General features: G+C 73.9%; 16 protein-coding genes. 4 read left to right on the top strand and 12 right to left on the bottom strand.

The window, feature by feature from the left end; genetic code table 11:
• Positions 1–83: 83 nt before the first annotated feature.
• Both ACSNOG_RS27920 and ACSNOG_RS27925 read right to left on the bottom strand, forming a co-directional pair.
• Positions 84–521 carry a hypothetical protein gene (locus tag ACSNOG_RS27920; protein ID WP_436755473.1) on the bottom strand — a complete coding sequence of 146 codons (438 nt, stop codon included), beginning with the start codon at positions 519–521 and terminating at the stop codon, positions 84–86.
• Between the two features lie 14 nt (positions 522–535).
• A complete protein-coding gene (locus tag ACSNOG_RS27925) occupies positions 536–844 on the bottom strand; it encodes a hypothetical protein (RefSeq protein WP_436755474.1) in 309 nt (102 codons plus the stop codon).
• 306 nt (positions 845–1,150) lie between these two features.
• On the opposite strand from ACSNOG_RS27925, the gene proP reads away from it, so the two are divergent.
• Both proP and ACSNOG_RS27935 read left to right on the top strand, forming a co-directional pair.
• The gene (gene proP / locus ACSNOG_RS27930; protein ID WP_436755488.1) at positions 1,151–2,671 is read left to right on the top strand and encodes a glycine betaine/L-proline transporter ProP; all 1,521 of its coding nucleotides are present in this window, start codon (positions 1,151–1,153) and stop codon (positions 2,669–2,671) included.
• 98 nt (positions 2,672–2,769) lie between these two features.
• Positions 2,770–3,315, top strand: coding sequence for a hypothetical protein (locus ACSNOG_RS27935; RefSeq protein ID WP_436755475.1), 546 nt, complete (start codon positions 2,770–2,772; stop codon positions 3,313–3,315).
• On the opposite strand, the gene ACSNOG_RS27940 is transcribed toward ACSNOG_RS27935, so the two are convergent.
• The 3 genes from ACSNOG_RS27940 to ACSNOG_RS27950 all read right to left on the bottom strand — a co-directional run bounded on the left by ACSNOG_RS27940 (position 3,296) and on the right by ACSNOG_RS27950 (position 5,598).
• Positions 3,296–3,778 carry an N-acetyltransferase family protein gene (locus tag ACSNOG_RS27940; protein WP_436755476.1) on the bottom strand — a complete coding sequence of 161 codons (483 nt, stop codon included), beginning with the start codon at positions 3,776–3,778 and terminating at the stop codon, positions 3,296–3,298. The two genes, ACSNOG_RS27935 and ACSNOG_RS27940, sit on opposite strands and share 20 nt — an antisense overlap.
• 19 nt (positions 3,779–3,797) lie before the next feature.
• On the bottom strand, positions 3,798–4,505 hold the full coding sequence (locus ACSNOG_RS27945) for a hypothetical protein (protein ID WP_436755477.1): 708 nt from the start codon (positions 4,503–4,505) through the stop codon (positions 3,798–3,800).
• 178 nt (positions 4,506–4,683) lie between these two features.
• Positions 4,684–5,598 (bottom strand): hypothetical protein, encoded by a 915-nt coding sequence (locus ACSNOG_RS27950; protein ID WP_436755478.1) that lies wholly within the window; start codon positions 5,596–5,598, stop codon positions 4,684–4,686.
• A gap of 188 nt (positions 5,599–5,786) precedes the next feature.
• Between ACSNOG_RS27950 and ACSNOG_RS27955 the strand changes: the two genes are divergently transcribed.
• Entirely contained in the window at positions 5,787–6,791 is a 1,005-nt protein-coding gene (locus tag ACSNOG_RS27955; protein WP_436755479.1) for an NAD-dependent epimerase/dehydratase family protein, read from the top strand.
• Between the two features lie 485 nt (positions 6,792–7,276).
• The gene (locus ACSNOG_RS27960) at positions 7,277–7,489 is read left to right on the top strand and encodes a hypothetical protein (protein ID WP_436755480.1); all 213 of its coding nucleotides are present in this window, start codon (positions 7,277–7,279) and stop codon (positions 7,487–7,489) included.
• A 52-nt stretch (positions 7,490–7,541) separates the two neighbouring features.
• Here the strand turns inward: ACSNOG_RS27960 and ACSNOG_RS27965 are convergent, their stop codons facing one another.
• The 7 genes from ACSNOG_RS27965 to ACSNOG_RS27995 all read right to left on the bottom strand — a co-directional run bounded on the left by ACSNOG_RS27965 (position 7,542) and on the right by ACSNOG_RS27995 (position 14,327).
• A complete protein-coding gene (locus tag ACSNOG_RS27965; RefSeq protein WP_436755481.1) occupies positions 7,542–8,144 on the bottom strand; it encodes a dihydrofolate reductase family protein in 603 nt (200 codons plus the stop codon).
• Positions 8,145–8,304: 160 nt separating this feature from the next.
• Complete coding sequence (locus ACSNOG_RS27970; RefSeq protein ID WP_436755482.1) at positions 8,305–8,982, bottom strand: GntR family transcriptional regulator; 678 nt, start codon at positions 8,980–8,982, stop codon at positions 8,305–8,307.
• Between the two features lie 131 nt (positions 8,983–9,113).
• Entirely contained in the window at positions 9,114–10,484 is a 1,371-nt protein-coding gene (locus tag ACSNOG_RS27975) for an aldehyde dehydrogenase family protein (RefSeq protein ID WP_436755483.1), read from the bottom strand.
• Positions 10,481–11,485, bottom strand: coding sequence for a proline racemase family protein (locus ACSNOG_RS27980; RefSeq protein ID WP_436755484.1), 1,005 nt, complete (start codon positions 11,483–11,485; stop codon positions 10,481–10,483). The genes ACSNOG_RS27975 and ACSNOG_RS27980 overlap by 4 nt, the downstream gene beginning before the upstream one ends.
• 81 nt (positions 11,486–11,566) lie before the next feature.
• Positions 11,567–12,475 (bottom strand): dihydrodipicolinate synthase family protein, encoded by a 909-nt coding sequence (locus ACSNOG_RS27985; RefSeq protein ID WP_436755485.1) that lies wholly within the window; start codon positions 12,473–12,475, stop codon positions 11,567–11,569.
• A gap of 63 nt (positions 12,476–12,538) precedes the next feature.
• Entirely contained in the window at positions 12,539–14,032 is a 1,494-nt protein-coding gene (locus ACSNOG_RS27990) for an FAD-dependent oxidoreductase (protein WP_436755486.1), read from the bottom strand.
• Positions 14,013–14,327 carry a (2Fe-2S)-binding protein gene (locus ACSNOG_RS27995; RefSeq protein WP_436755487.1) on the bottom strand — a complete coding sequence of 105 codons (315 nt, stop codon included), beginning with the start codon at positions 14,325–14,327 and terminating at the stop codon, positions 14,013–14,015. Before ACSNOG_RS27995 ends, ACSNOG_RS27990 begins: the two co-directional genes overlap by 20 nt.
• Positions 14,328–14,378 lie beyond the last annotated feature (51 nt).

Here is a 14,378-nt window from a genome sequence, read left to right on the forward strand (position 1 = left end):
GACGGGGACGAAGGCGGCGGGGGCGGCGCATCCGGTTGCCCGGTGGGCGTCCTAAGGCTGCCGCACGTCCGGCGTACGGCCCTCTACGTCGCGGGCTCGGCTTCGAGCCAGCGCTGCCGGCGTGCCCCGCGGTATTCCAGCGCCGGCCACCCCAGGCCCGCCAGGACCCGGGCGCAGCGCTGCAGGGCCTCGTGCTGTCCGGCGGCGGCCCCGCTCCCCGGTGGGCCGAGCCATTCGACGCGTGCGCTCCCCGGCTGCTCCCCCGGACGCACGCGGTAGCCGGTCGCGGTGCGCCGGCCGTCGGCGCCGACGGCGGAGGGCGGAATGCCGGCCGCTTCGAGGATGAGGGCGACGGAACGCACGGGCCGGCGCCGCTCCCAGTCGGCGGGGACGGCCGCCGGGTCCGGGAGGTGGCCGTTCATCAGCCGCCGGATCTGCCGCAGCCCTTCCATCGCCTCGCGCACCGCGGCCGCCCGCCCGGCAGTGTCCCCCGGCGGTGGGCACCCGTCCCCGGTGTCCACCTCGAACGTCCCCTTCACACGGCTGCCAGGAGGAAGGGCGGGCCCGGAGTCTCGGGTGCCCAGCCGCGTGCGCGGGCGGCCCGGACCGCGCCGGAGACGTCGGAGGGGAGAACGGGAGAGGTGTGACCGCCCATCCAGTTGCCGGGGTGGGGGCGGCCCGTCCGGACCACGAGCGTGGTGCCGGGAGACTCGGCGTGCTCCACCGCGTAGGCCAGCGGCGACCAGCACATCCCTTGGCCGTAGGTCACCTTCCTCCGGACCCTCCACCGGTAGGCGACGCCGTCGACGACGATGCGCCGCGACCCCTTCCGGGGCAGTGCCACTGCCGTCTCCTTCCTCGGGTTCCTCGGGGCCGAAAGGGTAACGCCCCGGCGGCCTGCGGGGCAGGGGGACAAGGCACCGCCCGGGCGGGTCACGGGGCCGCCGGGGGCCCGGCAAGGTTCAATGCATAAACCACAAGATTCAGCTCATGCGTATACGAACACCCCAGGAGCTTCACGGGTCCCGGCGCCCGGATACCTCCTTCCTTCCCCGACCATCGGCAGGTGAGTGTGAGCCCCGACCGCAAGAAGACCCCGAAGCCCGGGCAGCGCGTCCCTGCGCGCGGTGGCGCGGCCGCCACCGACCGGATGCTCCGCACCCTGCTCCGGCGCCGCAAGAAGGCCCTGGACATCGGGGACGTCACGGTCACCGACCGCCCCCAGGTGCGCCGGGCGGTACTGGCCGCGGCGCTCGGCAACATGATGGAGTGGTTCGACTTCGGGGTGTACGCCTACATGGCGGTCACCCTGGGCAAGGTCTTCTTCCCCTCCAGTTCGCCCGGCGCGCAGGTCGTCTCCGCCTTCGCCACCTTCGCGGCCGCGTTCCTGGTCCGGCCCCTCGGCGGCCTGGTCTTCGGCCCGCTCGGTGACCGCATCGGACGGCAGCGCGTCCTCGCCGCGACGATGATCATGATGGCGGTGAGCACGTTCGCGGTCGGCTTCCTCCCGGTCTACGCGACGGCCGGCTTCGTCGCACCCGTCCTGCTCCTCGTCTGCCGCCTCGTGCAGGGCTTCTCCACGGGCGGCGAGTACGCCGGGGCGACCACGTACATCGCCGAGTACGCGCCCGACACCCGCCGCGGGTTCCTGGGCAGCTGGCTGGACTTCGGCACGTTCGTCGGTTACGCGCTCGGCTCGGGTCTCGTGACCGTGCTCACCGCGCTCCTCGGCACCGGCGGCATGACCGACTGGGGATGGCGCCTGCCCTTCCTCGTCGCCGGGCCCCTCGGGCTGATCGGCCTCTACATGCGGATGCGGCTCGAAGAGACGCCCGCCTTCCGCGCGGAGACCGAGGCCGCCCGGGCGCGGACGCCGGGCGCCACCGACTCGGGAGAGGAAGAGGTCGAACAAGCGCGCCAGTCCGGCCACGGGCGGCTCAAGGAGATCTTCACCAAGCACTGGGAGGCGGTGCTGATCTGCATGGGGCTGGTCGTCGTCTACAACGTCACCAGCTACATGGTGACCTCCTACCTCCCGACGTACATGACCGAGACCCTGGACAAGGACGCCACCACCGCGCAGCTGCTCATCCTCGGCACCATGATCCTGGTGGCCCTCACCATCACCGTCGTGGGCCGGTCCTCCGACCTGTGGGGGCGCAGGCCGATGTTCATGGCGGGCAGCGCCGCCCTGATCGTCCTCGCGTTCCCCTCGATGCTCCTGGTCCGCGCCGGCGGGGCGCTCCTCCCCGCGTTCGGCTGCCTGATCCTCGGGCTGCTGCTGGTGTGCTTCGCGGGCACCGCCGCCGCGACCCTGCCCGCCCTCTTCCCCACCCGGCTGCGCTACGGGGCGCTGTCCGTCTCGTACAACATCTCCGTGTCGCTCTTCGGCGGCACCACTCCCCTGGTCGTCTCCGCCCTCCTCGAAACGACCGACGACGCCATGGTGCCCGCGTACTACCTGATGGCGGCGGGGGCGATCGGGCTCGTCTCGGCGTTCTTCCTCCACGAGACGGCGGGCAGGCCGCTGCGCGGCTCGGGGCCGATGGTGGAGACGCCGGAAGAGGCGCGGGCCCTGGTCGCCGACAGCCGGACCGAGGCCGGCCGCCGCGCCAGGGACATCTGGGTCCGCCTGCGCCACCCGGGCCACCGGCACCACGGAGAGCACTGACGGGCCGTCGGGCCCTTCACCGGAAAGACCGGCAGACTCGACGGTCCGGGCCGTGTGCACCGGGCACAGGGCCGGGCAGGACTGCATGGAGCATGCCGATGGATCTCAGTTCGGTGGTCATCGCCGTGGCGGGTGTCGCAGGAACCCTGGGTGGGGCGCTCCTCACCCAGCGCGGTTCCGAACGCGCGAAGCGCCGGGAGATAGAGCTCGTGCGCAGCCACGAGCAGATACGCGAGAACCTCTCGCTCCGGCGTGCGTGCTACACGGAGCTCAACCGGGACGCCCGGCAGTTCACCACGGCGCTCAACCGCCACCTGCACGTCATGCGGGAAGGCGACGTGGACGACGCCGACAGGGCGACGCTCGACGAGGCGAAGAACGCCCACCGCGACCGGTACTCCGAAGCGCAGATGATCGCCCCCGACGCGGTGCTCACGCGGGCGCGCGCGGTCAACCAGGCCCTCAACGAGGTGTACGGGCAGGTCAAGCGTCTCGAACGCCGCGAGCCCGGGCCGGGCGAGACTCCGGAGTCCGCGGCCCGGGCGCAGTACGAGGTCTGGGAGCTGCTGCGGGTGATGAGGAATGCCATGCGGCACGACCTCGGTGTGTCGTCCGGCGCGGCTTTCAGAACCGGCGGTACATGAGGTGCAGGCCCACCGGCCCGAGTCCGGGGTGTATGAAGGCGCCCGGCACCGTTCCGAGCACGACGAAGTCGAGGCTCTTGTACAGGTCCACGGCGGCGTGGTTGGACTCGACCACGGCGTTGAACTGCATTCCCGCGTAGCCGCTTTTCTCGGCCCAGTCCACCGCGAACTCGCACAGGGCCCTGCCCACGCCCTTGCCGCGCGCGCCGGCCGCCACCATGAAGCTCGCGGTGGACACGTGGGAGCCGGGGCCGGGGCGGTTCGGGCCCATCTTGGCGGTGCCGAGGACGCGTTCGCCCTCGACGGCGACGACGGTCAGCCCCGGCGGCTGCTCGACCCACATGCGGGCGTCCGTCTCGGTCATGTCCGGGTCGTAGACGAAGGTCTCCCGCTCCTGGACGACGTCCCGGATGATCCCCCACACCTGGGGCCAGTCGGATTCGGTGAATTCACGGATGCGCATGGCCGTACGTTACTGGCGATCAAGGTGTGGGGGTGACGCCCTGCGCACGGCGTGACCAGTACGGATCCGCCCAGCGCGCCGGCTCGGGCAGACCGAGCAGCCGGATCCACTCGCCCAGGTCCGGCCCCGCCCCGGCGGCCCGGAGCCCGGCCGGGGCGTGACCCACCAGCCAGGCCGTCAGCTCGTCCCGCATCGCGTCCCCGTTCTCCCGGGCGTCCCAGGGAAGTTCGTCCCGCAGCAGGTCGTACTCCCAGGCGTCCGCCAGCTCCGCCAGGTGCCGGTCGGCCGCGGCACGGGGTACGGGCAGCGTCTGCCAGGCGCGCAGCCACGGGGTGACCGTGGCGGACGCCTCGGAGACCGCGGTCAGGACCTCGTGGGCGGGCATGAGGGGAGCCGGGTCGGTGAGCGTCCACGCCCACCAGGCGTGCAGGAACTCCTCGACCGCCCCGCTCTGCCGGGCCGGCCACTGCCGCCACTTTCCGAGGGCGAAACAGCGCCCGACCGCCTCCATGCCGAAGACCGGCTCGGCGCGGCCGTGGACGAGGTCCGCGGCGAACTGCGGCAGGATGCGCCGCAGCACGCGCGGGTGGTCGCGCCAGTCCACGGCCGTCCAGGTGCGCTGCAGCAGGTCGGCGTCGAGCTCGACGTCCGGCGTCTTCAGCCGCGCGAGCTCCTCGGGGCTGCCCCAGTGGCATGCGCAGTTGCTCTCCTGCGGGTGAGCCGTCATACCGCGGAACGTTTCGGCAAGCCCGTCGAGCGCCGCGTCCAGGCGGCGTCGTGCGGAGGGCGGATCGCTATGCATGGTGGCCGCAGCCTTCTCGGCTCCGGAGGCCGGCGCCTCCGAAGAGAGCGACCTTACCCGATGCGGCCGGCCTGCTTCGCGGCACTCGACGGTGATCACGTCGTCAGCCGAAGAAGACCGAGGAGACGTCGTCGTCGAAGCCGATGGCGGCGAGGTCGGCGACGTCGCCGTCGACGACCTTGGACTTGCCGGTGCAGTTGCGCCCGGTCCAGATCTTCAGGCTGCCCCGCACCTGGAGCGAGGAGGCGACGTCGTCCCGGGCCACGTTCCGGCAGCCCTTGCCGGCCAGGCCCTGGGAGGGGTCGCGGAAGTTGCGGTTGTCGAAGAGGACGACGCTGGTGGCGGGCTTCTGCTGCGGGCCGCCGCTCCCGGTGCCGCTGCTTCCACTGCCGCTGCCCGTACCGCTGCCGGCCTTCTGGCCGTCCGGCGTGACGCCGAACCACGTGCCGCCGACCCCCTGTCCCTTGGTGTCGCCGGGCTTGGCGTCCTTGCCGAAGCGGTAGACGGGCCGGCCCCCCACGGTGACCTGAAGGGTGCCGTCGTCCCGCTTGACGGTGCCGACCTTCGACTTGTCGACGCCGTCGAGGAAGATCCTGCCGCCCGGGGCGACGACGACCGGCGGCCAGGTGACCGCGCAGTCGCCGTTGCAGGCGGACTTCGACGGGGCGGCGGTGTCCTTGTCGAAGCGGTAGAGGGTGAAGCCGGCGCCGTTGACCACCACCGGGTCAAGGCTGCCCGCCTTGGCCGCGGACAGCTGCACCCAGCGCTGCGCTTCGGGCTTCACGGCGGGTTTTCCGGGTTCGTTCGCCCAGTCACCCGTCATGGGCCGGGCGTTGTTCGTCTTCGCCGTGCCGCTGAGGAAGGCCGGCTCCTGCCCGCCGGTCCGGGCGTCGGCGCCCGAGGAAGCCGGTGCTGCCGGCGCCGAGGCGGCCTTGTCGTCGCCGCCTCCGCAGGCGGTGAGCAGCAGGGCTCCTGCGGCGGCCGACGTGACGATCGCTGCGGTGCTCTTGCGGAACATAGGTGATCCCCCCAGTCGTGGGCCCCGGTTCCCTCCCGGAGCCGTCACCGCGCAGTACGGAACCCCTTCCGCGAACGTCTCAGCCGGTTACCGTTCCGGTACGCGACGTGGACGAAGTAACAGCGCGATCAATCTGCTCCTGGCAGATCCCCCTTGGGGCCCCGCTCGTGCGGTGCTTGAGTGGGCGGATGGAGATCCTGGTATTGGGCGGCACCGCATGGGTGGGCCGGGAAGTGTCGCGGCAGGCGCTCGGGCGCGGGCACCGCGTGACGTGTCTGGCCCGCGGCGAGAGCGGGCAAGTGGCGGACGGGGCGGTGCTGGTGGCCGCGGACCGGCGTGATCCTTCGGCGTACGACCGGCTGCTCGACCGCAGGTGGGACGCGGTCATCGAGGTGTCGTGGCAGCCCCGCTTCGTCCGCGAGGCGCTCGGGGCCCTGGGCGGCAGGGCGAAGCACTGGGTCTACGTGTCCTCGGTCAGTGCCTACGCCTCCCACGGCGTGCCGGGCGCGGACGAGTCCGCCGCGCTGCTGGCCCCGACCGACCGGGACGAGGTCGGCCGCGAGCTGTACGGCGAGGCGAAGTCGGCCTGCGAGCAGGTCTCGTCGGCCGCCGTCGGTGACCGCCTCCTCATCGCGCGCGCCGGCCTCATCGGCGGCCCGGGCGATCACAGCGGGCGGTCCGGCTACTGGGCGGCCCGCGCCGCGCGGGATCCGCACGGGCCGATGCTGGTCCCCGACGTGCCCGCCATACCGACGCAGGTCGTCGACGTGCGGGACCTGGCCGCCTGGCTGCTCGACGCAGCGGAGGCGGGAACCACCGGTACGTATAACGCCGTCGGCCCGGTCCTGCCCTTCGACGAGTGGATCGGGATGTCGCGCAGCGCGGGCGGGCACACGGGACCGCTGGTCCGTGCCGGCTCGGCGTGGCTGCTCGCCAACGGCGTGGCCGAGTACATGGGGCCGGAGTCGCTGCCGATGTGGGTCGTCGAGCCGGGCTGGGAAGGGTGGTCGGCCCGCAGCGGCGCCGCGGCGCGCGCCGCCGGGCTGCGGCACCGCCCCCGTGCGGAGCTGCTGGCGGACACCCTGGCGTGGGAACGCGAGCAGGGGCTGGACCGCGAACGGCGAGCCGGCCTCAGCGCGGGACGCGAGCGCGAGCTGCTCGACCTGCTCGACCTGCTCGACGCGTCCGACTGAGGCCACAAACCGGCGGCAACGCATGCCGCTTGGCGCACGCCGGGCAGGGGGCCGGCATGAGCCGAGCCCCCATCCCGGACCGGGGCGGCACCCGGCCACCGGCCACCGGCCACCGGCCACCGGCCACCGGCGAGCAGGCTCTCGCCGCCCGCCGCCAGGTCACCGCACTCGGCTCGCGCTGCCGCACCGGATGCGCGGCGTCCGGCCGGGCTGGTGCACGGGGCGCGCGCCGGCCCGTTCCGCGCGCACCGTAGGTGGACGTGGACGGCCGCTCGGTCGGCGAAACCCACCGGGCGCCGGGGGCTGTCACCGCCCCATGACCGTCACCCGGTGCCATGGTCTGACGCCGCTCCCCCTGCAAGGGTGCGCAGCGCTCTCCGCGCGCGCCCGGCGCGCACTGCCGCACACCGCGCGGCTGCCGTTTGTCGCACTACCCGGCGGAAAGAACTCGCTCGCCCGCGCACCTGATCGCCAAGGGAGAGCCCATGAAGAACATCCTCCAGCGCCTGCTGACGACGGTCGCCGCCACCGTCCTGCTCACCGCCGGATCGGCGGCCCTGGCGGCACCGGCGCACGCGGAAATCCACGGCACCGTCCTCAATACGCTGGGCCTGGACGCGAACGGCATGATCGATCTCACGGGCCCCGGCGGCGGCACCCTCATCGAACTGCCGAACGTCCTCAGCCCCGTCGTCTGACCCCGGCGAACACACCGGGGCCGGCCCCTCCCCACGGCCCCGGTGCCCCGCACTACGGCCCGGCGGCAGCAGCCGGCCGGTAGGTGGTCACGTGCACACCCGTGCTGCTGGTGACCGTGGAGACCAGTTCCAGCGTGTGCTGCGCACCGTCCTCGGGGAAGATCGACTTACCGCCGCCGAGGAGCACCGGCATGATCATGAGCCGGAGCTCGTCGACGAGACCCTCGTGCAGGAGCGTGCGCACGAGCGTCGGGCTCCCCATGACCAGCAGGTCGCCGCCTTCCTTCCCCCGCAGCTCCCGGATGCCGGCGACGGCCTCGCCGCCGGGGATGCGCGTGGTGCTGTCCCACGTGAGATCGTCGTCGTTCAGCGTCCGGGAGACGACGTATTTGGGGAGGGCGTTCATCCGGTCGGCGAAGGGGTCTCCTGCCCGCTCCGGCCACGCCGCGGCCATCGTCTGCCAGGTGCGGCGGCCGAACAGCAGCGCCTCGGCCCGGCCCAGCGCTTCGTCGAAGGCGCCGCCCATCGTCTCCGGGTCGAAGAACGGGTGCGACCAGCCCCCGTGGGCGAACCCGCCGTCGGTGTCCTCCTCGGGACCGCCGGGCGCCTGCACGACGCCGTCCAGACTCATGAACTCACTGACCACGATGCGCACGGGACTCGCTCCTCTTCCTGGCTCCAGGACTCACGACACACACGGACCCGCGCCACACCCTCACGCGCGCCGTCGGAACGATCGTCGCACCAGCCACTGACAACGCCCCGGCGACAGGCGGCGGCGCACCCCTGAGGGCGCCGGCCTCCCCCGCGCGCGGTCACGCGTCCTTGTCGCCGCCCTTCGCCCACAGGGAGCGCACGTGGCCGAGGTGCCGGGCCATGCACCGCTCGGCGCCCTCGGCGTCGCCGGCGAGCATGAGGTCCAGGATTTCGAGGTGCTCTTCGGCGGAGGGGATGAGCTCGCCGCGCCGGTCGAGCGCGGTCAGCCCGTACAGGCGCGAGCGCTTGCGCAGGTCGCCGACGGTCTCGACGAGGCGCTCGTTGCCGGAGAGGGCCAGCAGGGTGAGGTGGAACTGCCGGTCGGCCTCCAGATAGCCGATGAGGTCGTGGTCGCGGGCGGCGCGCACGATCTCCTCGGCGACCGGGCGGAGGGCTTCGAGGTCCTCGCGGGAGGCGGTGCGCGTGACGCGGCCGGTCGTGGGGACCTCGATGAGCGTGCGGATCTCGGTGTACTGGTCGAGGTCGCGCTCGTTGACCTCGGTCACCCGGAACCCCTTGTTGCGGACCGGCTCGACCAGGCCCTCGCGGGCGAGGTCGAGCATGGCCTCGCGCACCGGCGTCGCGGAGATGCCGAAGTCCTCCGCGAGCTGCGGCGCGGAGTAGACCTCGCCGGGGTGGAGTTCGCCGGAGATGAGCGCGGCCCGCAAGGCGTGGGCGACCTGGTCGCGCAGCCGCTCGGTGGCGGTGATGAGAGTGCGCTGCTTGAGGTGGCCCATGGTTCCCGTGTCCCTTCGTCGCCGGTGCGGCGGCCGAGGTCCGGCAGCCGCGTCCGCGGTACGTGCGCAGCCGCGCTCCCCGGCTGGTCCGTACCTGGACGGACCAACGAGCGTACAATGTCACATCTTTCTCAGGGAGCGAGGGTGTAGGTCCGGCTGGAGGTGTAGAAGTCCAGCGCCGCGCGCCCCTGCTCGCGCGGACCGTGCCCGGAGGCCTTGGTGCCGCCGAACGGCAGGTGGAAGTCGACGCCCGTGGAGGGGGCGTTGATACGGATCATGCCCGTATCGAGCCGGTCGAGACCGTTCAGCGCCGCTTCGAGCCCGGCGGTGTGGACCGAGGTGACGAGCCCGTACGGAACGGAGTTGCTGATCCGTACGGCGTGCGCCACATCGTCCGCGGGCAGCAGGGCGGCGACCGGGGCGAAGACCTCCTCGGTGAGCAGCCGGTGAGCGGCCGGCACCTTTTCCACCACGGTGGGCGCCGCGTACCAGCCGGGACCTTCCGGGGCCGTGCCGGCGGCGAGGACGGAGGCGCCGGACAGGGCCCGGTCGAAGCGGTCCCGGGCCGGGCCCGAGATGAGGGGACCGCACACGGTCGCCGCGTCGGCCGGATCGCCCACCGGCAGGGCGCGCAGTGCTTCGGCGAGGGCCTCGCGCAAGGGGTCGAGCGCCGCGCCGACGGCGATCACCCGGCTGGTGGCGGTGCACTTCTGCCCGGCGTATCCCGCGAGGGCCGCGGCGATGTGGGCGGCGGCCCGCCCGATGTCGGCGTCGGGCAGGACGATCGCCGCGTTGAGCCCGCCCGTCTCGGCCTGGACGGGGATGCCCCGGGCGGTGGCGGCGCGGGTGACGACGCCGCCGACGGCGGTGGAGCCGGTGAAGGAGACGGCGTCGGCGGTCGCGAGGACGGCGTTGCCCTCGGTCGCTCCGCCGGGCACGACCGTGAACACCTCGGCGGGCAGCGCCTGCTGGACGAGCCCGGCGAGGCGCAGGGCGCACGCGGTGGCCTCGGGCGCGGGCTTGAGGACGACCGTGTTGCCGGCCGCGAGCGCGGGCGCGGCCTTCCACGAGGGGATGGCGAAGGGGAAGTTCCACGGCGTGATGAGGCCGGCGACGCCGTGCGGGCGGCGCCGGGTCAGCAGCAGGCCGGGACCGCCGGCCGGCTCGTGGACGGCGCCGGTGGGTTCGTAGGGCGCCTGGGCGTAGAAGCGCCAGATCGCGGCCGTGCGGGCCACTTCGGCCCGCGCCTCGGCGAGGGGTTTGCCCACCTCGCGCACGGCGAGGGCGGCGAGTTCGCCGGCCGCGGCCTCGATCGCCGCGGCGACGGCGGAGAGCGCGCAGGAGCGGGCGGCGGCGCCGGCCTCCAGCCAGCCGGGCTGGGCGGCGCGGGCCTGCTCGACGGCCCCGGCGGCGGCTGAGGCGCCGGACGCGGGCACGTCGGAGACGACGTCGGACGGGTCGGCCGGATTGTGCGAGGCGAAGGAAGCCGGGGCGGCGGTCACAGCAGGAAACCTCCGGGGAAGGGGTCGTCCGGGTCGAGGAAGTACTGGGCGGTGCCGGTGATCCAGGCGCGTCCGGTGATGGCGGGCACGACCGCCGGTACGCCGCCGACCTGCGTCTCCCCCACCAGGCGGCCGGTGAACCGCGTGCCGATGAAGGACTCGTTGACGAAGTCGCGGTCGAGCGGGAGCGCACCGCGGGCGTGCAGCTGTGCCATCCGGGCCGAGGTGCCCGTACCGCAGGGCGAACGGTCGAACCAGCCGGGGTGGATGGCCATGGCGTGCCGGGAGTGACGGGCGTCCGAGCCGGGGGCGGCGAGGTAGACGTGCTTGAGGCCGCTGATCTCGGGGCGCTCGGGGTGGACGGGCCGGTCCGGCGAGGCGTTGACCGCCTCCATGACGGCGAGCCCGGCGGCGAGCAGGTCGTCCTTGCGGGCCCGGTCGAAGGGCAGCCCCAGGGCGTCGAGTTCGACGAAGGCGTAGAAGTTGCCGCCGAAGGCGAGGTCGTAGGTGACGGTCCCGTAGCCGGGGACGTCGGCCTTGCGGTCGAGGCCGGCGCAGAAGGAAGCGACGTTGGTGAGCGTGACGGCCTTGGCGGCCCCGTCCTCGACCTGGACGTCGACGGTGATCAGACCGGACGGGGTGTCGAGGCGCACGGTGGTCACCGGTTCGCTGACGGGCACCATGCCGGTCTCGACGAGCACGGTCGCGACCCCGATGGTGCCGTGCCCGCACATCGGCAGGACCCCGGAGACCTCGATGTAGAGGACCCCGTAGTCGGCGTCGGGCCGGGTGGGGGGCTGGAGTATCGCACCGCTCATGGAGGCGTGGCCGCGCGGTTCGTACATCAGCAGCGTGCGCAGGTGGTCCATGTGCTCGATGAAGTGCAGGCGGCGCTCGGCCATGGTGGCGCCGGGGATCACGCCGACGCCACCGGTGATGACGCGGGTGGGCATGCCCTCGGTGTGCGAGTCGACGGCATGGAAGACATGACGGGTACGCACGGACGTCCTTTCCGTTCGGGACCGTTCGGGGCTGTACGCGGCCGTACGGGGCAGTACAGGGGGGTACGGGACGGTCGGGGATCAGTGGTGTCCGTCGGCGACGGCCTTCTCCGTGGCGGCGCGCACCGCGGCCTCGGTCTCGCCGGTGAGCGCGAGGCGCGGCGGGCGGGTGGGGCCGCCGTGCTGTCCGGTGATGTCCATGGAGAGCTTGATGGCCTGCACGAACTCGGTCTTGGAGTCCCAGCGCAGGAGCGGGTGCAGCGAACGGTAGAGGGGCAGCGCCGTCTGCAGGTCCCCGGCGACGGCGGCGCGGTAGAGCGCGGCGCAGGTGGCGGGGAAGGCGTTGGGGTATCCGGCGATCCAGCCGACGGCCCCGGCGGCGGCGAGTTCGAGGAGGACGTCGTCCGCGCCGATGAGCAGGTCGAGTTCGGGAGCGAGCTCGGCGATCTCGTAGGCCCGCCGGACGTCGCCGGTGAACTCCTTGACGGCCACGACGCTGCCGTCGGCGTGCAGCCGGGCCAGCAGGGCCGGGGTCAGGTCGACCTTCGTGTCGATCGGGTTGTTGTAGGCGACGACCGGTATGCCGGCCCCGGCGACCTCCGCGTAGTGGGCGCGGACGGCCCGCTCGTCGGCGCGGTAGGCGTTCGGCGGCAGCAGCAGGACGGAGCCGCAGCCCGCCTCGGCGGCCTGCTCGGCCCAGTGGCGCGCCTCGGCGCTGCCGTACGCGGCGACGCCGGGCATCACCCTCGCCCCGTCCCCGGCCGCCTCGACGGCGGTGCGCACGACGCGGGCGCGCTCCTGCGGGGTGAGGGTCTGGTATTCGCCGAGGGAGCCGTTGGGGACGACTCCGTCGCAGCCGCTCTCGACGAGCCTGCGGACGTGTTCGGCGTAGGCGTCGTAGTCGACGGAGAGGTCCGCGCGCAGCGGGAGGGCGGTGGCGACCATGATGCCGCGCCAGGGGCGGTCGGGGGTCCAGGAGGAGGCGGTCATGCCGGAAACCCTTCTATGACGTGCTGTGGCGTGGGGCGGATGCGAAACGGACGGGGGTGCGGTCTACGTGCTGCCGTGTTCCTCCGGTCCGGTGGGACCGGTGGGACCGGTGGCCAGGAACCCCAGGGGTACGGGCGCGGCGAGCGGCCTGCGCTCGGCGGACGGCGGTACGGTCCCCTGCGCCGTACCGGACGCCGCCAGGCAGGCCACCGCCGCGCCGCACATGCGGCCCTGGCACCAGCCCATGCCGGCCCGGGTGAGGAGCTTGACGGTCCGGGCGTCACCGGCGCCGAGTGCGGTGACCGCCTCGCGGATGCTGCCGGCGGTCACCTCCTCGCAGCGGCAGACGTCGGTGTCGTCGTCGAGCCAGGCGGTCCAGCCGGGGCCGGGCGCGTGGGCCGCGGCCATGGCGTCGGCGAAGGCGCGCATGCGGTCGCGGCGCCGGGCCAGGTCGCGGACGCGCCGGCTGCGGGTGAGGGCGGGGAGCGCGCGCAGCCGGGCGGCCACCGCGATGCCCGCGAGCTCGCCCTCGACGCGGGCGAGTTGCCAGCCCCCGGTGCCGCCGGCCTCTCCGGCGGCCCACAGGCCGGGCACCGAGGTCTCCTGGAGGCCGCCCAGGGCGAGGGCGTGCGTGCCGTCGGGCGTGCGGCGGGTGGCGCAGCCGAGTGCGGTGGCCAGTTCCGTCTGCGGTGCGAGCCCGTGGCCGACGGCCAGGGCGTCGCAGGCGATGCGGCGGCCCGTGCCGGGGAGGGGGCGCCAGTCGCGGTCGAGCCGGGAGACGGTGACGGCCTCGACGCGGTCGGTGCCGTGTACCTCGGTGACCGCGCTGCGGGTGCGGACCGGTATGCGGTGGCGCAGGAGCGCCGTGCCGTGGACGGCTGCTTCGAGGAGCTTGTGGGGGTTGGCCGCCAGGGCTCCCGGCCGGCGGGCGTAGCCGAGGTATCCGGACGCCTCGGCCACCGCGGGGACGCGGGCGCCGGCGGCGGCGAGCGAGGAGGCGACGGCGAGCAGCAGCGGCCCGCTGCCCGCGACGACGATCCGCTGCCCGGGCAGCACGAGCCCGGACTTCAGCATGGCCTGGGCGCCTCCGGCCCCGACGACGCCGGGCAGCGTCCAGCCGGGGAAGGGCAGTTGACGCTCGCCCGCACCGGTGGCGAAGAGCACGGCGCGAGCGTGCAGGCGTACGGGGCGTTCGTGCTCGTCGTCCGCGCCGGCGAGCGCGTGCACGCTCCAGATGGCGTCCCGGAGCGCGTCCCGGACGGCGTCGTCGTGCCGCGTGACGGCCCACACGTGGTGTCCGGCGAAGTGCGCGGCCGTGCTCGCCTCGAAACTGCGGCGCAGCTCGGTGAAGGCGGGCCAGTCGTGGTGCAGGGCCTGCGGGCGTGTGGCGCCCAGGGCCGGGGCGGGCCGGCGGAAGTACTGCCCGCCGGTCTGTGCTCCGGCGTCCAGGACGGCGACGGACAGGCCGAGTCCGGCAGCGGTGGCGGCTCCGGCGAGGCCGGCGGGACCGGCGCCCAGCACGACGAGGTCGTACGGTTCAGACGGCGAGCCCGGCACGGCCGTGTCCTTCCTGGGTGGTGACGGCGTCCCCGGGGCGGGCGGGCACCAGGCACGCGCGGCGGTTGGGCTCGCCGTTGACGGTGGCGAGGCAGTCGTAGCACTGCCCGATGCCGCAGAAGGCGCCGCGCGGGCGGCCGCCGTGCCGGGTGGTGCGCCAGGCGAGGATGCCGGCCGCCCACAGGGCGGCGGCGAGGGACTGGCCGGGCAGGGCGGTGACCGTACGGCCGTCGAAGGTGATCTCGAAGGGCGGGTCGGGCTCCGCCCTGACCAGGTCGGCGGGGGTACGGGCCACGTGCGGGCCTCCTCTCGGGGCAGCGGGCGGACGGGGGGCGAACAACGGGTT

It is taken from the genome of Streptomyces sp. URMC 124, from assembly GCF_051386455.1.
In the GTDB taxonomy this organism is placed as follows: domain Bacteria; phylum Actinomycetota; class Actinomycetes; order Streptomycetales; family Streptomycetaceae; genus Streptomyces.